The sequence below is a fragment of the Barnesiella viscericola DSM 18177 genome (assembly GCF_000512915.1).
Lineage (GTDB): Bacteria > Bacteroidota > Bacteroidia > Bacteroidales > Barnesiellaceae > Barnesiella > Barnesiella viscericola.
The window spans coordinates 296687-319321 of record NZ_CP007034.1; the positions used below are offsets into that span (position 1 = coordinate 296687).

Annotated in this window: 19 protein-coding genes; 6 read left to right on the forward strand and 13 right to left on the reverse strand. The window is 47.5% G+C overall.

Going from position 1 to position 22635, the window contains the following annotated elements; translation table 11 throughout:
• Positions 1-20: 20 nt before the first annotated feature.
• Together BARVI_RS01230 and BARVI_RS01235 are read left to right on the forward strand one after the other, a co-directional pair.
• A complete protein-coding gene (locus BARVI_RS01230) occupies positions 21-1229 on the forward strand; it encodes a pyridoxal phosphate-dependent aminotransferase (RefSeq protein WP_025277472.1) in 1209 nt (402 codons plus the stop codon).
• Positions 1222-2469, forward strand: a complete 1248-nt coding sequence (locus BARVI_RS01235) for an ABC transporter permease (RefSeq protein ID WP_025277473.1) — start codon at positions 1222-1224, stop codon at positions 2467-2469. Before BARVI_RS01230 ends, BARVI_RS01235 begins: the two co-directional genes overlap by 8 nt.
• A 30-nt stretch (positions 2470-2499) precedes the next feature.
• On the opposite strand, the gene nhaA is transcribed toward BARVI_RS01235, so the two are convergent.
• From nhaA to BARVI_RS01300, 13 genes are all read right to left on the reverse strand, one after another.
• On the reverse strand, positions 2500-3852 hold the full coding sequence (nhaA, locus tag BARVI_RS01240; protein ID WP_025277474.1) for a Na+/H+ antiporter NhaA: 1353 nt from the start codon (positions 3850-3852) through the stop codon (positions 2500-2502).
• 88 nt (positions 3853-3940) lie between these two features.
• Positions 3941-5728, reverse strand: a complete 1788-nt coding sequence (gene lepA / locus BARVI_RS01245) for a translation elongation factor 4 (RefSeq protein ID WP_025277475.1) — start codon at positions 5726-5728, stop codon at positions 3941-3943.
• Between the two features lie 130 nt (positions 5729-5858).
• Positions 5859-6407, reverse strand: coding sequence for an NADH peroxidase (locus BARVI_RS01250; protein ID WP_025277476.1), 549 nt, complete (start codon positions 6405-6407; stop codon positions 5859-5861).
• A 12-nt stretch (positions 6408-6419) separates the two neighbouring features.
• Positions 6420-6839 carry a Fur family transcriptional regulator gene (locus BARVI_RS01255; RefSeq protein ID WP_025277477.1) on the reverse strand — a complete coding sequence of 140 codons (420 nt, stop codon included), beginning with the start codon at positions 6837-6839 and terminating at the stop codon, positions 6420-6422.
• Positions 6840-6926: 87 nt separating this feature from the next.
• A complete protein-coding gene (gene lysA / locus BARVI_RS01260; protein ID WP_157232447.1) occupies positions 6927-8063 on the reverse strand; it encodes a diaminopimelate decarboxylase in 1137 nt (378 codons plus the stop codon).
• A 77-nt stretch (positions 8064-8140) separates the two neighbouring features.
• A complete protein-coding gene (locus BARVI_RS01265; protein ID WP_025277479.1) occupies positions 8141-9466 on the reverse strand; it encodes an aspartate kinase in 1326 nt (441 codons plus the stop codon).
• 95 nt (positions 9467-9561) lie between these two features.
• On the reverse strand, positions 9562-10233 hold the full coding sequence (locus tag BARVI_RS01270; RefSeq protein WP_025277480.1) for a cell division ATP-binding protein FtsE: 672 nt from the start codon (positions 10231-10233) through the stop codon (positions 9562-9564).
• 9 nt (positions 10234-10242) lie between these two features.
• On the reverse strand, positions 10243-10854 hold the full coding sequence (gene hisIE, locus BARVI_RS01275) for a bifunctional phosphoribosyl-AMP cyclohydrolase/phosphoribosyl-ATP diphosphatase HisIE (RefSeq protein WP_038534218.1): 612 nt from the start codon (positions 10852-10854) through the stop codon (positions 10243-10245).
• A gap of 3 nt (positions 10855-10857) precedes the next feature.
• Positions 10858-11613 (reverse strand): imidazole glycerol phosphate synthase subunit HisF, encoded by a 756-nt coding sequence (hisF, locus tag BARVI_RS01280; protein WP_025277482.1) that lies wholly within the window; start codon positions 11611-11613, stop codon positions 10858-10860.
• Positions 11614-11618: 5 nt separating this feature from the next.
• A complete protein-coding gene (hisA, locus tag BARVI_RS01285; RefSeq protein ID WP_025277483.1) occupies positions 11619-12350 on the reverse strand; it encodes a 1-(5-phosphoribosyl)-5-[(5-phosphoribosylamino)methylideneamino]imidazole-4-carboxamide isomerase in 732 nt (243 codons plus the stop codon).
• A complete protein-coding gene (gene hisH / locus BARVI_RS01290; protein WP_025277484.1) occupies positions 12347-12937 on the reverse strand; it encodes an imidazole glycerol phosphate synthase subunit HisH in 591 nt (196 codons plus the stop codon). Before hisH ends, hisA begins: the two co-directional genes overlap by 4 nt.
• 276 nt (positions 12938-13213) lie before the next feature.
• Positions 13214-15067 (reverse strand): right-handed parallel beta-helix repeat-containing protein, encoded by a 1854-nt coding sequence (locus tag BARVI_RS01295; protein ID WP_198015975.1) that lies wholly within the window; start codon positions 15065-15067, stop codon positions 13214-13216.
• Between the two features lie 21 nt (positions 15068-15088).
• Complete coding sequence (locus BARVI_RS01300; protein WP_025277486.1) at positions 15089-15862, reverse strand: right-handed parallel beta-helix repeat-containing protein; 774 nt, start codon at positions 15860-15862, stop codon at positions 15089-15091.
• 101 nt (positions 15863-15963) lie between these two features.
• On the opposite strand from BARVI_RS01300, the gene BARVI_RS01305 reads away from it, so the two are divergent.
• The 4 genes from BARVI_RS01305 (at position 15964) to BARVI_RS01320 (ending at position 22634) form a co-directional block, all read left to right on the forward strand.
• Positions 15964-17133 (forward strand): IS4 family transposase, encoded by a 1170-nt coding sequence (locus tag BARVI_RS01305; protein ID WP_025277487.1) that lies wholly within the window; start codon positions 15964-15966, stop codon positions 17131-17133.
• Complete coding sequence (locus tag BARVI_RS01310; protein WP_025277488.1) at positions 17127-19292, forward strand: DUF4982 domain-containing protein; 2166 nt, start codon at positions 17127-17129, stop codon at positions 19290-19292. The genes BARVI_RS01305 and BARVI_RS01310 overlap by 7 nt, the downstream gene beginning before the upstream one ends.
• 30 nt (positions 19293-19322) lie before the next feature.
• Positions 19323-21206, forward strand: coding sequence for a glycoside hydrolase family 97 protein (locus BARVI_RS01315; RefSeq protein ID WP_084546945.1), 1884 nt, complete (start codon positions 19323-19325; stop codon positions 21204-21206).
• A gap of 153 nt (positions 21207-21359) precedes the next feature.
• On the forward strand, positions 21360-22634 hold the full coding sequence (locus BARVI_RS01320; protein ID WP_084546946.1) for a GDSL-type esterase/lipase family protein: 1275 nt from the start codon (positions 21360-21362) through the stop codon (positions 22632-22634).
• The last annotated feature ends 1 nt before the right edge of the window (position 22635 follow it).

Consider the following 22635-nt stretch of genomic DNA (forward strand, 5'->3'; position numbering starts at 1 on the left):
TTTATATTAAAGAAGAGAATATGCCAACTATTTCCCATCGAGGTGAAATTATGCCGGCTTCACCTATACGTAAACTTGTTCCTCTGGCCAACAAGGCGAAAGAAAGAGGTATAAAAGTTTACCACTTGAATATCGGTCAGCCCGACCTTCCTACTCCACAAATCGGATTGGACGCTCTACAACATATCGATCGTCGTACCTTGGAATACAGTCCCAGCGAGGGAATAAAAAGCCTGCGTGAAAAACTGGTGCAATACTATGCCAAGTTCAATATCCACGTAACCCCCGAAGACATTATTATCACAACGGGAGGATCCGAGGCGGTACTGTTTTCGTTCATGGCCTGTCTCGATCCCGGCGACGAAATCATCGTCCCCGAACCGGCCTATGCCAACTATATGGCCTTTGCCATCTCGGCGGGAGCGGTCATCAAGACTCTCCCTTCCACCATCGAAGAGGGATTTGCCCTGCCCTCGATTGAAAAATTCGAGGCTCTCATCACGCCCAAGACCAAGGCTATTCTCATTTGTAATCCCAATAATCCTACCGGCTATCTTTATACCCAGAAAGAGATGAACCAGATACGGGATTTGGTCAAAAAATATGATTTGTTTCTCTTCTCCGACGAGGTTTATCGCGAATTCTGTTACACGGGGGCACCCTACATTTCGGCCTTCCACCTCAGTGGAATCGAAGATCAGGTCGTACTCATCGACTCGGTGTCGAAACGGTACAGCGAATGCGGAATCCGTATCGGTGCCTTGATTACCCGGCATAAGGAATTGAAAAAGAATGTCATGAAATTCTGCCAAGCTCGCCTCAGTCCGCCTCTGATCGGGCAAATCATAGCCGAAGCTTCAATCGATGCTCCTGAGAGCTATATGCTTGCAACCTATAACGAATATGTCGAGCGGCGCAAATTCCTGATTGACGGGCTCAACCGCATACCGGGTTGTTATTCGCCCATTCCCATGGGAGCTTTTTACACGGTGGCCCGACTGCCGGTCGACGATGCCGACAAGTTCTGCGAGTGGTGTCTGTCGGAGTTTGAGTACGAAGGGCAAACCGTATTCATGGCACCCGCTTCGGGTTTCTATACCACCCCGGGGTTGGGCAAAAACGAAGTACGCATGGCCTACGTCCTCGAAAAGAACGAGTTGGCCAAAGCCCTGACGGTATTGAAAAAAGCGTTGGAAGCCTATCCCGGTAGGGTTGTTGCCAATGAATAACTGGAAGTTATATATTGCCAATCGCATTCATTTCGACAAAAGCAATCGAAAGAAAGCAACACCGCCGGCCATACGGGTCGCCGTGGCCGGGGTAGCTTTGGGTCTGGCGGTCATGATTCTCTCGGTGGCGATTGTTATCGGCTTCAAGCAAGAGATTCGTGACAAAGTGGTGGGCTTCGGGTCACACATTCAAATCACGTCGTTCGACAGCAACATGACCTATGAGAAGCAACCCATTCAATACACCGACAGTCTGGGCCGTGTACTAATAGCTCACGAGGGGGTTACCCAGGTCAATCCCGTAGGGACAAAGCTGGGTATGCTCAAAACCGACAACGATTTCATGGGGGTGGTTCTGAAAGGGGTCATGCCCGGCTACGACTGGACATTCTTCCAGAAATACCTGGTCGAAGGCAGTCTGCCTGTCATACAAGACTCGGTCACCTCCAACGAGGTACTTATCTCCCAATCCATTGCCAACAAACTGCATCTGCAAGTAGGCGACAAAATCTATTGCTATTTCGTCCAGGATCAGGTACGGGCTCGTCGCTTTCTGGTATCGGGTATTTATCGCACCGATTTCTCGGACTATGACAACCTGCTGATGATTGGTGATGTGCAACAGGTGCAGCGGCTCAACGGGTGGAATCCCGACCAATACAGCGAAATCGAGCTGCTGGTCAACGACTTCGACCAGGCCGACAACATTGCCTACGACTTATACACGCAACTCATCGACCGCCCCGACGATTATGGTACCCACTACTACCCGCAATCCATTCGCACGTTGAATCCCATCTTTTTCGGGTGGCTCGACCTTCTGGATATGAACGTGTGGATTATCCTTATCCTCATGGCTGCCGTATCGGGATTTACCATGATTTCAGGACTTCTGATTATCATCTTGGAACGGGCCAATATGATTGGCATTCTCAAAGCCTTGGGAGCCAACAACACCTCCATTCGCGAGATATTTCTCTACGTATCGACATTCCTCGTAGGTAAAGGCATGATATGGGGCAATGTAATCGGTATTACCTTGTGCCTGATTCAACAGCAGTTCCACATCATAAAACTCAATCCCGAAGCTTATTACGTGCCCTATGTACCCATCGAGTTAAACCCGTGGTATATTCTGTGGCTGAATCTGGGATGTCTTATTATCTCGGTATTGATGTTGATCGCACCGTCCTATATCGTCGCCCTCATTCGCCCGGCCAAATCAATCAAGTTCGAATAACAGATTTACATTAGACAAATACTTCCGCCCCTACTCCACCTCTTCTTCGACCTGTTTGGGTAAAAAGAGATTCAGCAAGAAATAGCCCACTATTCCCGAAGCCAACGATCCGGCTACAATACCCAATTTGGCGCGTTCCAACAACACGGCTCCCTCTGGGCCCATATCGCCGAATGAAAGATTGGCGATAAAGAGCGATACGGTAAATCCGATACCACCCAAAACCGATACGGCAGCCAGCGATTTCCACGTAACATGAGTGGGCATCGACACAATCTTTAATTTAATCACAATCCACGACGAGAGGAAAATACCCAGGAATTTCCCCAGTAAAAGGCCCAGGAAAATGGCCAGACTGATTTCCGAGAACAACGAGGAGAGTTCAAGGCCCGAGAGCACAATGCCGGCGTTGGCAAAAGCGAAGAGCGGGATAATCAAGTAGTTGATTACGGGGTGCAATGTATCTTCCAGATCCTGCAACGGACTGATAACCTTATCTGATGCCGACTCGATACTCTTCAAACAGTTGAGTTGCTCCTTCGAGAGCATGATGGACTGGTCGGTATCGGCAAACTGTTCCTGCGGGAAGTTGACAATCTCCTTGCGTATCGTACTGATAAAATGCGAGGTGGCCAGTACCGGCTTGGCCGGTACACAGAAGGCGACCAATACCCCGGCAATGGTGGGGTGAATACCCGAGTTCAGAAACAGGAACCACACAACACCGCCTAAGATAAAATAGAACATCTTGCTATTCACACCGGCACGACCGCCAATCCACAAGGCCAGAAATACCCCTACGGCATAGAGCAGATAGGTCACTTCGATATGACTCGAATAGAAGATGGCTATCACCAGAATGCCTCCTATGTCATCGACAACGGCCAGTGTGGTCAAGAATATCTTCAAGGCAATGGGTACCCGCTTGCCCAGCATGGCGAGGACTCCCAGCGAAAAAGCAATATCGGTAGCCATGGGTATGGCACTTCCACGCAGAAAGTCACTCCCCCGCCCCACATACATGAAGAGAAGAACCGGGACTACCATACCTCCGATGGCCGCCACAATCGGGAGCAAAGCCTGTTTCAGCGACGTGAGTTCGCCCACCAGAACTTCCCGTTTGATTTCAAGACCGATGGCAAAGAAGAAGATAGCCATCAACGCATCGTTGATAAAGGCCATAACCGTCATGGATTCTCCCCCATGACTGAACAGATTGAACCCGCCTATCTGCAAGGAGGCCGGTTGGGCCCACCACGAAAAATAGAGGTCGGCTAACGGGGAGTTGGCTAAAATAAAAGCTAAAAGTGTCGCTACGATCAACACATTGCCGCCGCTGGCGTAATTCTTGATCGATTTCTTTATGGCATACAAGCTGTCCATATCATTCTTTTTTTAGTTTAAACAAAGAAAACTCGTTACAGTTTTTCTGCCTCGGAATCAAAAGAACAGGAAGTGGCGGAACTGTCGTTTAGTCGAGCTTCAATACCGCGAGGAAAGCCTTTTGAGGAACTTCGACAGAGCCAATCTGTTTCATTCGTTTCTTTCCCTTTTTCTGTTTCTCCAACAGTTTGCGCTTGCGGCTTATGTCACCGCCGTAACACTTGGCGGTCACATCTTTACGCACCGGCTTGATGGTCTCGCGAGCAATAATCTTGGCCCCTATCGCAGCCTGAATAGCAATCTCGAACTGTTGGCGCGGAATGAGCTCTTTCAGTTTCTCGCACATGCGCCGACCGAAGGTTACGGCATTGTCCACATGGGTCAGGGTCGACAAGGCATCAACCGACTCGCCGTTGAGCAGAATATCAAGCTTCACCAGCTTCGACTCTCTGAAATCGTGTATGTGGTAATCGAACGAGGCATACCCCTTCGAGATACTCTTCAACTTGTCGTAGAAGTCAATCACAATTTCGCCCAGCGGCATGTCGTAAATAATCTCTACCCGGTTGCCCGATATGTACTCCTGTTTAACCAGTTCGCCCCGCTTGCCCAGACAGAGGGTCATAATAGGGCCGATGTAATCGGTTGCCGTGATGACCGACGCTCGTATGTAGGGCTCCTCAATGTGGTCGATCAATGTCGGGTCGGGCAATCCCGAAGGATTATGCACCTCAATCATGCCCCCCTTCTTGTCATAGACCTTATATGATACGTTGGGCACGGTCGTGATGACGTCCATGTTAAATTCGCGGTCAAGACGCTCCTGCACGATTTCCATGTGGAGTAACCCCAGGAATCCGCATCGGAATCCAAATCCCAGAGCCGCCGACGACTCGGGCTGGAAGGTAAGAGAAGCATCGTTCAACTGCAACTTCTCCAACGACGAGCGCAAGTTTTCAAAATCTTCGGTTTCAATCGGGTACACACCGGCAAACACCATGGGCTTCACCTCTTCAAACCCGTCGATAGCCGCGGAACATGGGTGGTCGATGTGAGTAATCGTGTCACCCACCTTCACCTCGCGCGAGGTCTTGATTCCCGAGATGATATATCCCACATCACCGGCCAACAACTCGTCGCGGGGAACCATATCCAGTTTGAGCACCCCTATCTCGTCGGCCTCATACTCCTTACCAGTAGCGACAAACTTCACCTTGTCGCCAGTGCGAATGCGACCGTTACAAATCTTGAAATAGGCAATAATGCCGCGAAAGGAGTTGAACACCGAGTCGAAGATGAGACATTGCAACGGAGCATCGACATCGCCCTTCGGTGGCTCTACCCGCTCGATGATGGCAGCCAGAATCTCCTCGACTCCCTGCCCCGTCTTGCCGCTGGCCCGGATAATCTCTTCGCGCTTGCAACCCAACAGTTCGACGATCTGGTCCTCCACTTCGTCGGGACGGGCACTGTCCAGATCGACCTTGTTGACCACCGGGATTATCTCCAAGTCATGCTCAATAGCCATATATAGATTCGAGATGGTCTGGGCCTGTATTCCCTGCGAAGCGTCGACAATGAGCAACGCCCCCTCGCAAGCGGCAATGGAACGTGACACCTCATAAGAGAAATCGACGTGCCCCGGGGTATCAATCAGGTTCAAAATATACTTTTCTCCCTGATAGACATACTCCATCTGTATGGCATGACTCTTGATGGTAATACCCCGCTCCCGTTCCAGATCCATATTGTCGAGCACCTGGTCTTGTAAATCTTTCTCGGCAATCGTCTTGGTATATTCCAGCAAGCGGTCGGCCAAAGTACTTTTCCCATGGTCTATATGAGCAATGATGCAAAAGTTGCGTATATTCTTCATTGAGATTAATCTGATAATATGTGGAAAGTCGGCACAAATATAGCGATTTTTACGATACGGGACAAGAGACAAAAAAGAGGGTAACCCCCACGTGGGATTACCCTCTGGCTGTAAACCAATGGCAATTTTCTTATTTCTTGAAATAGCGGTTGTACAAGCCCTCGAAACCTTTACCGTGACGAGCCTCGTCTTTGGCCATTTCGTGAACCGTGTCGTGAATTGCATCATAACCCAGTTCTTTGGCACGTTTGGCGATACGCATCTTGTCGGCGCAAGCACCGCTCTCGGCTTCCATACGAGCTTTTACATTCTTCTCGGTATTCCAAACTACCTCACCCAGCAATTCGGCAAATTTTGAAGCGTGTTCGGCCTCTTCCCAAGCGTAGCGTTTGAAAGCCTCGGCAATTTCGGGATAGCCTTCACGATCAGCCTGACGGCTCATAGCCAAGTACATACCTACTTCGGTACATTCGCCTGCAAAGTGAGCTTTAAGACCTTCCATTACTTCGGCATCTTCAACAACACCGTCACCGATATGGTGCTCGGTTACAAAGTCGAGTTTGTCCGATTCTACCAGTTCTTTGAATTTCGAACGGGGTTGATGGCATTGGGGGCAAAATTCAGGAGCTTCTTCACCTTCGTATACGTAACCGCATACAGTACAAATAAATTTTTTCATGATTGGTTATTTTTAGTTGTTAATGCTGTGTTTCTTTTTCTGACACGACGGACACACACCCTTGCAATACATTTGAATGTCGGAAATTTCAAAATCTTTGAGCATCTCCATCTGGAAGGGAGGCAAATCAAAATCGAAAATCTCGCCACACTCGGTACATCTGAAATGCAGATGCGGGGTCTCCCGTGCATCGAAGCGTGCATTTTTCTCGTCGATTGTAATCATCTGAATGACGCCTTGCTCGGTCAACAGATTCAGCGTATTGTACACGGTTGCCTTCGACAAGGTAGGTATCGACGGATACAATGCGTTGAATATCGTGTCGGCGGTCGGGTGAGTGTGATGCGTCATCAAATAATCGAGGACGGCCATACGCTGCACCGAGGGTTTGATATTGTACCGACGTAATCTGTTTTGAGCCGTTTCTTTCATCTTTCTTTATTTGTAATGATTACAATTTTGTAATAGCAAAAGTAACACTTTTCTTGATATGAATACAATAATTATTGTTAATAATTATTATTCTATCAGCGAACCGGGCAGAGGCCGACAGTTATACTGTGAAGCCATGATTTCGCCATAGGCTCCGGCCGACCGAATGGCAATCAAGTCGCCTCGCTCTGTGGCATTGAGTGTCACGTTCTTACCGAAACAGTCGGACGACTCACAGATAGGCCCTACCACATCATACTGCTGTTCGGCCATATCGGAGGTGATGTTCTCGATATAGTGATGAGCTTGATACAAAGCCGGACGAATAAGGTCGGTCATGCCTGCATCGACAATGACAAACTGCTTTTTGAGCGATTTCTTGACATACAGTACCCGGGTAATCAGCGAACCGCACTGACACACGACAGCACGTCCCAGCTCGCAATGCAACTGCTGTCCGCCCCGCAAATCAAGATTGTCGCGGAATACGTTGAAATAACTCTCAAAATCGGGTATAGGGTTTTTATCGGGATTGTCATAGTCGACCCCCAGTCCGCCCCCCACGTTGATATGCTTTACCTGTATGTTACGGCGAGCCAAATCATCTTGCAGACGGTTGATTCTCTCACAGAGAAGGCGGAATGATTCCATATTTAAGATTTGAGACCCAATATGGAAATGAAAGCCCACGAGCTGCACGTGCGTATAGTTTTGCATCTGAGCAAGTACCCCGTCGAGCATTTCAAGAGGAATACCAAACTTGTTTTCATTCAACCCGGTCGTAATATACTCGTGAGTGTGAGCGTCGATATTGGGATTGAGGCGCAAGGCAACCGAGGCAATCGTCTCCTTCTTGCGGGCAAGCTCCTCGATGACTGCCAACTCTTCGGCCGACTCTACATTAAAACAGAATATCTTGTTCTCAAGCGCATACTCGATTTCCCAATCGGCTTTCCCCACTCCCGCAAACACAATCTTCTTGGCCGGGAACCCGGCCGCAAGGGCAGCTTTTATCTCTCCACCGCTCACACAGTCGGCTCCTACCCCCGCGGCGGCGATAATTTTCAATATTCCGGGATTGGCATTGGCCTTGATGGCATAGTGCACCACAAAATTACGATCCTCGGCCAATCGGGTAAGGGTCGAAAGCGTATGGTTCAACAACGTCTTATCGTAATAGTAAAATGGAGTCTTTACTTGATTAAAATGACTAATAGGAAACATATACTTATATAAAATACTTATATAAAAATAAAGTGTCATGTAGAACTTGTTCTGCATGACACACAAATAATATTCGTTTATTTATTCTCGAACAAATACCGACTGAGCGATTGCAGGGCCTTCACCTTGTCTTGTCGGCGAACCAGAAACGAAATGTTGTAGTTGCTTCCACCATAGGAAATCATGCGCACCGGTATATCCTTCATGGCTTGTACCGCAGCCGATTCAAAACCCACGTGATTCCATTCCAAGTCTCCTACGACACAAATGATTACCATATCCTCGTCAACCGTTACGGTACCGAACTTGCGCAAATCGTCGAGAATCTCCTGCAAATGCTTGGTATTGTCGATAGTCAACGAGACTCCTACCTCCGAGGTAGTAACCATATCGATGGAGGTTTGGTAGCTCTCGAATATCTCGAACACCTTCCGCAGGAATCCGTAGGCCAACAGCATACGGCCCGATTTGATCTTAATGGCCGTGATGTTCTCTTTGGCAGCGACCGCCTTGATTTCACCATCAGTACTTTCGGGGTTGTTGTATATCAACGTCCCGGGGGCATCGGGTTGCATCGTGTTGAGCAACCGCACCGGTATGTTGTTCAATTTGGCCGGCAACACACATGTGGGGTGCAGAATCTTGGCTCCGAAATAGGCTAACTCGGCAGCCTCCTCAAATTGCAGATAACGGACCGGTTTTGTATTCTCTACAAAACGGGGGTCGTTGTTGTGCATGCCATCTATGTCGGTCCATATCTGAATCTCCTCGGCATTGATAGCGGCACCGATCAACGAGGCCGAATAGTCGCTGCCACCCCGTTGCAGATTGTCGATTTCGCCATAGGCATTGCGGCAGATATAGCCCTGGGTGATATAAATATCGGCATCGGGATTCTCCTGCAACAAAGCCGTGAGCTTCGTTTTGATAAATTGCGTATCGGGCTCAGAGTTCTTGTCGGTGCGCATATAGTCGAGAGCCGGTATCATCACCGATTTTACCCCCTGCTCCAACAGATAATTGTGCACCATGGCCGTCGACATGAGTTCGCCCTGTGCCAGAATCACCTTTTCCTCAAAGAGCGTAAACAAGTCTTTTGTAAAAGAGCGTATGTGATCAAAGCAGCCCTTCACCACATCGAGGGCCTTCTGTTTATATTCGTCGGTACTGTACAGTTCGTCGATAACTCTAATATACTTTCGTTCAAGTGTTCCAATCGTTTCGCGGGCACCATCGGTATTCTTCTTATACAGATAGTCCGATATTTCTACTAAGGTGTTGGTTGTCCCGGCCATGGCCGACAACACCACGATTTTGGGGTTACCGTCACAAATTAATTTGGCAACATCTTTCATGCATTGGGCGCTACCCACAGAAGTTCCACCAAATTTGAGTACTTTCATTTCTATTCTACTTGTTTTTTTAATGTAAACTTTATATTTATTGCTCCGCAAAAGTAGGCTTTTTCTGCCGGATTATCAACTATTCGGAGCGCAAATTAAACTTCCACCAGGCTCTTGTCCTCGCATTTCAAGATGCGTCCGGGAAACTCCTCGACCAGATTCAGATTGTGAGTGGTCATGATGACGGCCGTACCCGTCTCGCAAATATGGTGAAGCAGCGAGACAATCTGCTGCCCCGTTTGGGGATCGAGATTACCCGTAGGCTCGTCGGCCAGAATAATCTTGGGAGAGTTTAACAGAGCCCGGGCAATAACGATACGTTGCTGCTCCCCACCCGACAACTCGTGCGGCATCTTGTATGATTTCTTGCGCATACCCACCTGATCGAGCACTTCGGCTACCCGGGTGTCAATCTCCTCCTTGTCTTTCCAGCCGGTTGCTCTCAACACAAAAGCCAGATTTTCATAAACCGAACGGTCGGTGAGCAGTTGAAAATCTTGAAACACGATGCCCAATTTTCTACGCAGCAAAGGAATCTCCTTGTTGCGAATATGCCGCACATCGAAGTCGAGGACGGTAGCTTCGCCTTCGCTGATGGGGAGGTCGGCATACATGGTTTTCAGCAGCGAACTCTTACCACTGCCCACACGCCCTATAAAATAGACGAACTCTCCACTGTACAGTTCGAAATTGACATGATCCAATATAGTCAGTTCTTCCCGGCAAATCTGTACATCGGTATATTTTACGAGCAATTTCCTTTCCATAACACACTTTTATTTATGCCTCTTTTTTAATTCACGGGCCAAGTCTTCTATGCGATAGCCCTTCGAGGTAAGCAACACAATCAGGTGATACAGCAAATCCGAGGCCTCATAGATAAGCCGTTCATCACTTCCGTTGGTTGCCTCGATAACGGTCTCCACAGCCTCCTCACCCACCTTCTGGGCCATGCGGTTGATACCCGACCTGAAAAGCGAGGTGGTATATGACCCTTCGGGCATCTCGGCCTTGCGCCGATCGATGAAATCTTGCAAGTATTTGATGAAGGCCAGGTCGTTGTGATTCTCATCGCCGAAGCAGGTATCGGCTCCGGTATGACATACCGGGCCACAGGGTGTAGCTTGAATCAAGAGTGTATCCCGGTCACAATCTTTCTGAATCGATTTCACCAGCAAAAAATGGCCGCTCTCCTCGCCTTTGGTCCATAAACGTTTTTTGGTACGACTGAAAAAAGTCACCTTTCCCGTCTCTATGGTTTTGCACACAGCCTCCTCGTTCATGAAGCCAAGCATGAGCACCTTTTGGGTCTCGCAGTCCTGCACAATAGCCGGAACGAGCCCACCCATCTTATCGAAATCCAGTTGCTTTATCTCTTCTTTATCCATATTTCATATCCTTATGGGAATACCATATCCCGATAAATATTGTTTCAATGCTGGGATTGCAATCTCCCCGAAGTGGAATACCCCGGCAGCCAATGCCGCATCGGCCTCCCCTGCGAGAAATGCCTCCTTGAAATGTTCCATCTTCCCTGCACCACCCGATGCAACGACGGGAATCGGCAACAACCGATGCAACTCGCGCAGAGCTTCGCAGGCATATCCGTCACGAGTTCCATCGTGGGCGATACTGGTAAACAGAATCTCACCTGCCCCCCGGTCGGCAGCTTCGACCGCCCACTCAAAGAGCGTGCGGTGAGTAGGCACCCGGCCACCATTCAGGTAGCACACCCATTTTCCGTCCTCAAAGTTAGCATCTATTGCGATAACACACACCTGAGAACCGAAATTTTTTGCCACCTCTTCGATAATTTGTGGATTTTTCAAAGCAGCCGAGTTCAACGACACCTTGTCGGCCCCGGCACTCAACAGCCGGTCGACATCGGTCAACGAATGAATGCCGCCCCCTACGGTAAAGGGAATATCAATGCGGGCGGCAATGCGTTTCACCAAATCGGTAAAGGTATTGCGCCCCTCATACGAAGCCGTAATATCGAGATAGACCAATTCGTCGGCCCCCTGCCGGCTATAAAACTCACCCAGCGTTACCGGGTCGCCGGCTTCCCGAAAGTTCACAAAATTGGTTCCCTTTACAGTCTTGCCATCTTTCACATCGAGGCAGGGTATAATACGTTTTGCCAACATAATTTTCAAGAATTGACAGTCATGAAGTGCGAAATCTCGCCAAGCGATATTCGTCCTTCGTAAATAGCTTTTCCCAAAATAACGGCCGGGACACCCGCCGCCTGCAACGCTTCGACGTCGGCCCACGAACCTACGCCTCCGCTTGCAATCAAATAGATGCCGGGCAACTCGTCCAGCATCTTGCGATACAACTCCACGGCACACCCTTGCAACATGCCGTCGCGGGCAATGTCGGTCGTGATGACCTGCTCAATACCGGCCTGCATATAGTCGCGCACAAAAGGAATCAGTTCAATCTCCGAATCATCGAGCCACCCGCCGGTCGAAATCTTTTCGTCCCGCGCATCGGCGCCCAAAATGATTCGTTCCTTGCCATATCGCTCAATCCAACCGACAAACCGGTCGCGGTCACGCACGGCAATACTGCCACCCGTCACCAGATGAGCTCCACTCTCAAAGGCAATGCGCAAATCCTCGTCGCTCTTCAATCCGCCCCCAAAGTCAATAATCAATCCCGTGTGCCCGGCAATCTGTTCGAGTGTTTTGTAATTGACAATATGGCTGGCCTTGGCTCCGTCCAAGTCGACCAGATGCAAGCGGGTCAACCCGTTATCCTCGAAAGCCTTGGCCACTTCGAGCGGATTCTCATTATAAACTTGCTGCCTGGCATAGTCGCCCTGCGACAACCGCACGCAACGGCCTCCTATAATATCTATGGCCGGGATTAACTGAATCATAGGGTCAGGAAATTTTCAAGGATGCGAGCTCCCACCGCCCCACTCTTTTCGACATGGAACTGGGTGGCATAAAAATTATCTCTGTTCAACGCAGCTGAAAATGGAGTGATATAGTCGCACTGCGCCACACAGTCGGCCGAAACCGGGGCATAATAGCTGTGCACGAAATAGACATAGCTCCCCTCGCCGATTCCTCGAAACAGAGGTCCTTGCAGATTGTGCAACGTGTTCCAACCCATATGGGGTATTTTCTCCTTTCCTCCGCTCGGGACAAACCGTCGCACGGGAGTATTGAACACGCCCAGACAATCGGCATCGCCCTCCTCGGAATGCGAACAGAGCAGCTGCAACCCGATACAGATGGCCAGTACCGGCTGGGTGAGATTGACAATCACTCGGTCCAACCCATGTTCACGTAAATACCGCATGGCCGACGAGGCCTCTCCTACTCCCGGGAAAATCACCTTATCGGCTCGCGAAAGCACCTCGGGCGAGTCGCTGACTACCGGGTCGATACCTAACCGGCGTAAAGCGCACAAAACCGAATAAATATTCCCTGCATTGTATTTTATGACTGCAACCTCCATGGTTTATAATTTTGCCACATTTAAGAGTGCAAATATAGACATTTATTCATGCTTTCAAAATGTTTCACAAACAAATCAACAGCTGTTCACACATTAAACTGTTATTTTGACATATAAACTTTCTTGTATCGCTGAGCCTTGGCCGTTGACTTTTTGAGGCAATTGATGAATTTTTATTGAATTGAAATTGAAACCGAATCATATCCATACAGAAACAGGGAATACGGATTTCCATTCGGAAACCCGTATTCCCCCATATTTTGCGGTGCTTCTTAATCACCACTGCATGTGTGTATCTATTCCTTTCAATTCCTTGATTACAAAGTGGTCGTTCGCATCGGTCTGTACATCAGACAGGCGCATATGCTCCACAGCTACACTGCGCTCCGTATAACGCTTATCCCAGCTGTTATTTCGTATCTTGACATCTCTGCAACCATCTAACAGGAACGAAACCTTCTGCCAGGTATACGGACGATAATCAAAGGTCTTTATAATCTGATTATTCATGAAATACAGTCCTCGGGTAGATACGGCTCTGACAAGCGGTACATCAAACACATAAAAACGGTTATCTACAATTCGTATGTTTTTGTGATAAGGCTCCATATCTACCGTCGAGGGGATATGCGAAGGCGTAATGGTAATGACCGCCTCGCCCCATTGACTTCTGCTACCGTCTCGGTTACCAGAGGTCAAACAATTATCGAAAGTATTGTTGCGGATTGTGACATCGGTATTGGCTCCCGACTCATACCAGTAATCAAAATCGCCTTCGATGAGGATTGCCGTACCGGCCGTACTAAAATAGTTGTCCTCTATGACAACCTTTTTAGGTGTAGTTACCAAAATACCACGAGCCCGATGCCTTTTTTGTATCTTGCAGTTACGAATCTCTACGGCAGCGCACCAGGTTTTGCACTCCATAAAGTCGCCATTACCGATAGCCTCGGGGACAGGCTTGTCAAATGACACGTAATAGAACGAACCGTCCTCCGACAGTTTTTTGTCAGCAACAACCCCTACCTCACCTCGCTGGGCTTCGGGCTGCTTGATGAACCAATATTCATCACCTATCTGAACCGATCGGCCGGAACCTTTTCCTTCAACCGGGGCCATAACCGTATTCTGATTGACTCGACCAATTATTTTGACACTCGTGCCATGTACATTGATAAAATCATCGGCTTGCCCCGTATGGGCACAATTCAAGACGCGAATGGTTCCGCCGCATTCTGAAAAATGAGAGGCATCGGCTACCGAACTGAAATATCGCCCCTTGGCATCGTTGACAACCACCGAGGCATTATCCATCGTAATGTTCTCTGTGCGGTATCCCCAAAAGCCATTACTCAGGGAATGATACATTTTAATATCCTTCCACAGAATATTTCTGCTATTGGTCACACCTATACCCGTAGCAAAATAACGGACATGAAACAAAGAGACTATCGTTGTGTAAGGCTCTACCTGTATAGCTGGCTTCCCATGAAATCGCAGAACGCCTTCCGATATCTCCTCCACCGGCTTCTCAAATATATCGCCCAAGCTATTATAAGCAATCTCTTTGGTCTCCTTGTTGTATAAGGTTGAATACATGGTCATAACGGGTAATTTCCAATCCTCCCCTATGAAATACACTTTCCCATCGACGACTTCATAGGGATAGGCTTCTTTATCGATCTTAATATCCAAATAGGAGTCGGTAGAGCCGATAATTTCTCCCTGAGATATAAAAGGTCTATCCCAGTCCACACTGAAATTCCTCATGGTCAGGCTGTCACAATCTTCAATATGAGCAATTTCCATTTTCCCATGGAAAACAAATTCCGAACCTCCTCCATCTAGTGTGAACTTATTCAACCCTTTCAAATGAATACCCAAAGTTGCCGGTCGTTTCAGCACATCGTTTTCGTTACTTTTATCCGGATAGAAATCATATCGTCCCTTGGGGAACACCAACACAATATCATTCCGGCCCTGACAGGCCCGCAAGGCCTTCTTCAAAAATGGGCGCGTGTCCACCCCCGTATTGGGTTTCAGTCCAAAATCCTCAATTGATATTATTGTTGAAGCACAGGTAAGACCGTTTACAACCAGCAAACACAGCCCTAATATATAATATCGCATACAACCTTTCATTTACATCTGTCAATCACAGTTCACAATCTCGGTTACAGCCTCGGTTCGCTTATCGGATTCCAAGACATGATTTCCGACAAGTTCCCCACCTTTTACCGACTGGAAGCGTATCATGGGAGAGAGGCAATTCTCAAATTCATTGTTCTTCACCGTAATGCCGCAATGCAACCCGGCGGGAGCAGGCTTTTGAGAGTATCCGCTACCCGATACATTAATGGCATACTTCCGTTTATTGCCAATGATTCTATTCCCTTCTATAAACACATTATCAGAGCACCCAGATTCCAGCCACCAGGTTTCTGGTGTAACCAGGATAGACGATATCCAGTTCCCTTCAAACACATTGTTCACGACCATACCGTTCGAAGCCTTGATCAATACGCCTCTGGATCGGTTGAATGAGAAATTGCAATCCTTCACCAGGAATCCGTTACCCATTCTGTCCCGGTTCCCCACAACTGCTCCCAACTCGAAATCTACCACTTTATCCACTACAATGTTCTGATACTGATTTTCGGGATTTAACAGTGCTGCCTTTATATTGTCATTGGAGGGTAAAGTCTTTATTCGTTCCAGTTCCTCTGCACTGATTTTTCCGCCTTCGCTTATCGATTTCACACACAGCAGGGGCAAACGTTCTCCATCGTAAGTCACCACCTCGATCGTATCTCCTGCGGTCAAATCGCACTCTCCCAAAGGAACGATGCGAATACACCCTTCCGATGCGCCCAACGAAAAGAAATATCGGCCACCACTAGTGTCCGGAAAAAAATTCTCCGACAATGTTTTAATTATTAAACATCAATAAGTTACAAACATCAGAAAATTTTTCGATTAGAACATCAGTAACTTTGCGGTAGCCATCAAGAGGTTATCCGCAAGCCATGAACAAAGGAAAAACAATCTTCGCTCAGATTATGTCTCTCATTAACGAATACGAGTTCAAGAAATGTGTCGACCGCTACAAAGGTGACCGGCATGCTATCAAATTCAATTGTCGTGACCAGTTCATGGTGAAGAGTTTTGCACAGTTCACTGACAGAGCTGGTTTGAGAGATATAGAGACTACACTTAACCTCTGCGGCGACCTCTATCGCTCCGGAATCAAGGCAATACCTCGATCCACGCTTGCGGAGGCCAACGAGAAGAAGGATTGGCGTATATATCAAGACTTTGCGATGACTTTGGTAAAGGAAGCCACGATGCTTTACAAGGATGAAAAGCTGCGAATTGGTCTTGAGGAGATGATATATGCGTTTGACAGCAGTACCATTGACCTGTGTCTTAAGTTGTGTCCATGGGCCGAGTTTCATCATGGTAAGGGTGCGTTCAAGATACATACACTGATGGATCTGCGAGGCTCGATTCCCACATTTGTCATGCTCACGCCAGGCAAGGTTAACGATGCCAGGATGATGGACAAGATTCCTGTTGAAGCAGGTGCTTTCTACCTGATGGATAGGGGATATGTTGCCTTTGAAAAACTTTACAAGCATTTCCAGCAAAAGGGCGCCTACTTTGTTACACGCGCCAAGGACAATATGTCTTATGAGGTTATTGAGTCCAGACCTGTCAACAAAGACTCGGGCGTTCTTTCGGATGAGACTATCAGACTTGCTGGATATTACTCTACCAGAAAGTATCCCGACACATTGAGACTTGTTGTATATGAAGACATTGAGACTGGAAGAGTATATCGATTTCTGACCAACAACTTTGCGATTGACGATCCGCTGACTATTGCGGAACTCTACCGTGAACGCTGGCTGATAGAACTGTTCTTCAAATGGATCAAGCAGCATCTTCACATCAGGACTTTCTACGGCACTTCCAAGAACGCCGTGTACACGCAGATATGGATAGCCATTTGTGACTATCTGCTGCTCATCATTGCGAAGAAGCGATACGGGTTGGATCCAAGTCTTCATTCTATCTCTAACTCAATCGGACAAGTCCTCTTCCAGAGGGCGGATATCCGTGAAATTTATAATCAGCCGACAACTCCCGTTTGTGTTCCGGAGGCGGGTTCTGTCGAGCAACCTACTTTATGGTAAAATTTCTCCGGACAGCAGTGAATGTATATACCATTGTACAAGATGGTAATCAAACCGACATCTCGAAAATAACCACCGGCTTCCGAAAGATAGAAGTACGAGGGGCCGAATTGTATATCAATAACCGACGGTTAATGACCCAAGGGTACACCCCCCGTAGCCAAAATGAATGGCCGGCTATTGGAGCGGCCTATCCCGACTGGCTACACGACTATTCCAATAAAATGCAGGTTGACGGCCACTCCCGCATCATTCGATGGGAGCATACCATGCCCTCACCGCAGGACATCAAATCCTGTGACAGAGTGGGCCTTCTGCAAATCATGCCCGGAGCCGACCGGGAAAATGACTCACAGGGTAGAGAATGGGAAATGCGATGTGAAATCATGCGCAATACAATCATTTATTGCCGAAACAACCCGAGTGTCATTTTGTGGGAAGCGGCAAACAACCTTATCAGCAAGGAACATTTAAGCAACATGATTGCCCTACGGGATAAATGGGATTCCAGGGGTTACAAGCGCCCCATGGGCGGCCGTTCGGAAGGTCCCGAGTGGGTCTCCTGGATGTATGGCGTGCGCAAGGAAAAGTACAGACTCTCCATTGATACTGAATATCTGCGAGACGAATCGCCCAGACGCTGGTGGGATTCATACTCGGCTCCCTATTACCACAAAGAGGGTGAGTATATGCTGGTCGACAATGCCGGAGGGTGGAACAGAAACCAAGACAACATGTGTGTCATGCAGTCAATCGTTTATGAACAATACTACAAAGCAAGACCCGGTACAGGAGAGGCTGTCTGCAACGGAGGCACACAAATATTCTTTGCCGATTCCGAGTCATTTACAAGAAGCATCGATTCGTTCAGGCGCAGCGGCTGCGTCGATGGCATGAGAGTACCCAAAGATACCTATTATGCCAACAAAACCATGTGGAGCAACACCCCCGAACTGTGGACCGAGAATGAACCGTCGGTTTTTATCCCCGGCCATTGGAATTATGATGCAGGGACAGTAAAACCGGTATATGTATTTGCCAGTCCAGGAATAGCCAGAGTCGACTTGTTGGTGAACGGTATCCCGCAACAAGGTAAACAGGAAAACACATTCCTATACACATTCTCCAAGGTGTCATATACCCCGGGAAAGATTGAAGCCATAGGCTATGATAAAGACAATCGTATAATGGCAACCTATCATCTTCAAACGGTTGGGGCCCCTGCCTCAGTCCGCATGAAACTCATATCACACCCCCAGGGATTGAGAGCCGATGGTTCAGATGTCGTATTGATTGAGACCGAAATTGTAGACAAGCAAGGCAATCGGGCGCCATTGGCTCAAAATCTTGTCAAATACACCACCCAAGGCGACATCACCTGGCGAGGTGGATATTGGGAAGAAAATGTGAAAAAATATGCCAATCGGAAAGAATTGCCGGTTATCAATGGCATACATCGAGTTATACTCCGGTCGACCCTCCATACCGATACCGTAACGGTTATTGCCCAAGCCGAAGGACTTGAACCCGATACTCTTCAATTCATCGCCAACCCAATTGACGCAACCCGGGGATACTGTTCTGACCCCCCGGCCACTTTACCTGTCGCAATCGAACCTCAAAAAGAGATATACGGGAAAGATCTTCCCCGATATATCCTCCCTGCTGATGCCGAGCAAACCAAGACTGACGGAACGGCACTCTCGGCGACCAACGAGGCCATCTTTAACCTGTCAACGGTCTTCCCACAAGGAGCCCGATTAAAGGCCAATGTACAAAACGGTGACAGCATATACAGCGACCGTCCCTGGAAATTCAGTCAGTTACCCGAATATCTGAAAGGGGCACACTATCTGTTAGTAGCCAATGATGACGCTGGTACTTCGGCCGGAGAAGGAATTGTTTTCAATATTGGGAAAGCAGGACGCGTTTACATCGCTTATGACGACAGGAATGTTCAATTCCCTGTGAAGAGCAGTCCAACTCCATTTAAAATCACCCATGACAAAATATATGTAAACGGGTATCCGCACACCATATACAGGAGCGAGCCCATGAATGGAGGCGAATTAACATACTTGGGAACCAACAGTTGGATTGAAAAGGCTCCTGAGGGTATAAACAACTATATCGTATTCATAACCAAAGAGACCAACTGACCCGATTAAAAATTTCGAGAAGCATAGTATATGAAAAACATCTTGTCAACTATTGCAACCCTGTGTGCTTATAGCATCTCTACTTTTGGAGCCGAGACCTTGATGAGTTCTCCCGATACATCTGTTCAAGCCAGCTTAATTCTTGACCAGGGTAATCTATCCTATTCCGTCTCCTTCTTAGGTAAAGAGACCATAGCTCCTTCCTGCTTGGGCGTGATTGTGGATAAAGATACCCTAGGCACCCACTGTACAAGCCGAGGTTATTCCCAAAAAGAGATTTACGAAAAATACCCTACCCGCGGATTCCACACAGAAGCCTTGAATCATTGCAACGAATACACCTACGAACTTGAATCTAGGGGAATGAATTTTCGTCTACAATTCCGACTTTATAACGACGGTGTCGCTTTCAGATACGTAATCCCAACCAAACAGAACTCAACGGCCCAGCACATCGTACATGCCGAACTGAGTTCATTTCATGTTCCCGGCGGTATTCCCGTATGGTTTTTTGAACGGCCCAATGATTGGAAACTGAAAACATATGCAGGGAAATGGGGAAAGACCATCTCCGACAGTCTGTACTGCATTTCTCCAACCGGCCCTGTGCAAGGCCCTATTCTGCTCTATGAACTGGGGAATGAACACTACATGGCTATTACGGAAGCCGCCCTCTACAATTACAGCGGTATGCGGTTAAAAGCCCGGAAAGATTGTTCCCTTCAAGTGAATTTTACCGAGGCGGAAGGCTTCGGACTTACCGGCACCATCACAACACCGTGGAGAGTCATCTTACTCACCCAAGGGCTTAACGCGTTGGTAAATACCGATATTCTAACCAATCTGAACCCGGCACCAGACCCTAGACTTTTCCCAAGTACAGACTGGATAAAGCCCGGCCGCAGTGTATGGAGCTGGTGGAGCGAGGCCAAAGGATATATGACTCCCAAGTATGAAAAGAAATTCATTGACATGGCAGCTGAATTGGGTTTTGAATATACCACTATCGACGAAGGCTGGGAAACCCAATGGACCGACAAGTGGAAGCAACTACGTGAAATATGTGAATATGCGGCTTCTAAAAAGGTGAAAGTCTTTGTTTGGAAGCACTCCGAAACGATAAATAACCCCGACAATGACTATGCAGTCATGCGCAATTTTATTGACAGTGTAGCCGCATGTGGAGCTGCCGGAGTGAAAATAGACTTCATGAACAGTGAAAGCAAACGTACAATTGATTTTGACACGAAAGCATTACAATTGTGTGCCGAGCGACAACTTTTGGTCAACTTTCATGGCTGTCAAAAACCCACCGGGGAATTCCGAACCTATCCCAATGAAATAACCCGGGAAGGTGTTCGCGGATTGGAGCTTAATAAACTGCTGCGACACATACCCGCGAATCATAATGTAGCGTTGATATTTACAAGAGGTATTCTCAACAATAACGACTACACCCCTGTGGGATTCTCCAATCCGGGGAATACGACTTGGACACATCAACTGGCAACAGCCTATGCCTTTACGTCCCCACTAATTACCATAGCGGAACACCCTCACATGCTGCTGCACGACAAACGGCTGAAAACGATACTTCCTTTTTTGAAAGAGCTACCCTCTACGTGGGACGAGACCCTTGTTTTACCCGGGAGCGATATTGACAAAACGGCCCTATTGGCCCGCCGGAAAGGGCAAACCTGGTATCTCATTGCATTGAACGGAAGCCAACCGTTACAATTGCCGGTAAAAACAGATTTCCTTCTTCCTGGAAAATGGAAGGCTACAATCATAGCTGATGGAGAGCAACCCGATAAAACAGTTCAACACATTCGGCATTTCGATTCGGGCATACCGCTGGATATAAATATGGCGGCCAATGGTGGGTTCGTGGCAAAAATCACACCCGCACCTTAATGATGCCTCAAATACCGTTTAGCCCTATTGGGGTAAAAGTCTTCATCTGTTAAGTTTGTGACGTTTTTTGATAAATTTGAGCCTGTCGAATCACCTCTCAATTCATAAATTTGTAAGTAGACAAATAACATACACTCATAAGAGATTCACGCCATGAAAAAAAACGTATTGCTACTGTTGTTCTTTTCTTTCTTTCTTTTACAGCAAGCCTTCCCGGCTGAAAATATAGACATTCCCGGAGATGGCAAACTATCTGATGTTAATATTCTATATGTAGGCCGTTGGGACAGAAGCAATCCCAACCTCTATCACAGTTATTGGACCGGTGCCTATCTAAGGGTCGACTTTACAGGTAGAAACATAGGGATACTGTTACAATCCGGAACCAACCTGGTCGTTTCCATCGACGGAGAAGACTTGCGCTCGATAAATGCCACAAGTGGCCTAACCAGGCTGAATGAAGTAGAGCTGTCAGATGGAAGACATTCCCTATTGGTTGGAGCCGCCGGACAGAATGAAGAATTAACCTTCCTGGGATTAAGTTTGGACGAAGGAGCCGTAACCTATCGTGCTCAGGGCAAATTTCTGATTGAATACATCGGAGACTCTATTACCGCAACAGGGGGAGAAGACGACCAATCGGCAGCCAATTATGCCTGGTACACAGCCGAGGGATTAAATTGTGACCACACCCAAATAGCATTCAGTGGATTGGCTTTGACTACCGGATACGGTTGCTTGGAAGAAAAAATAGGTCTCGATTCGCTGTACTTCTGCTTGAAAAACTATAATCACATCGATGAACGGCCCATTCAACCATGGGATTTCAGTTATACCCCCAACATGATTGTAATCAATTTAGGGACAAATGACAAATGCGGATCAGCCACAGATGCAGTCATGAAATCGAGTATGTTCAACTTTTTGAGCCGATTGAGAAACACCTATCCCCAAACCACGTTGGTTGTCATGGAACCTTTCAACGGCTCTTATTCCGGCCCTATCGAATCGGCCGTTGAAAAGTGTAAAACATTGGGAGACAACAATATCCAATTTGTAAAAACAGAAGGTTGGTTGACCGAAGAAGATTATAAAGACGGGACGCACCCCAATCTATCCGGTCGAGACAAAATTGTTCATAATCTCATGCCCTATTTGAAACCTCTATTGCCTTCCGACATAAAAAACGTAAAGAAGAACGACCTGAGTTTTTCTTATGACATAAACAGTCATAAAATAATCGTTCATTCATTGGACGAAATAAAAAACATCTTGCTCTACAACAGTATGGGCATGCTGGTGTATAACAACAGCATCTCGTCCGACAGTTGTGAAATAGATTTGAGCGGATATATGAAAGGATATTATATATTGCGGGTACAGACATCTAATAACGAATTGGTTACCTATAAAGTCTTGAAAGGATAAA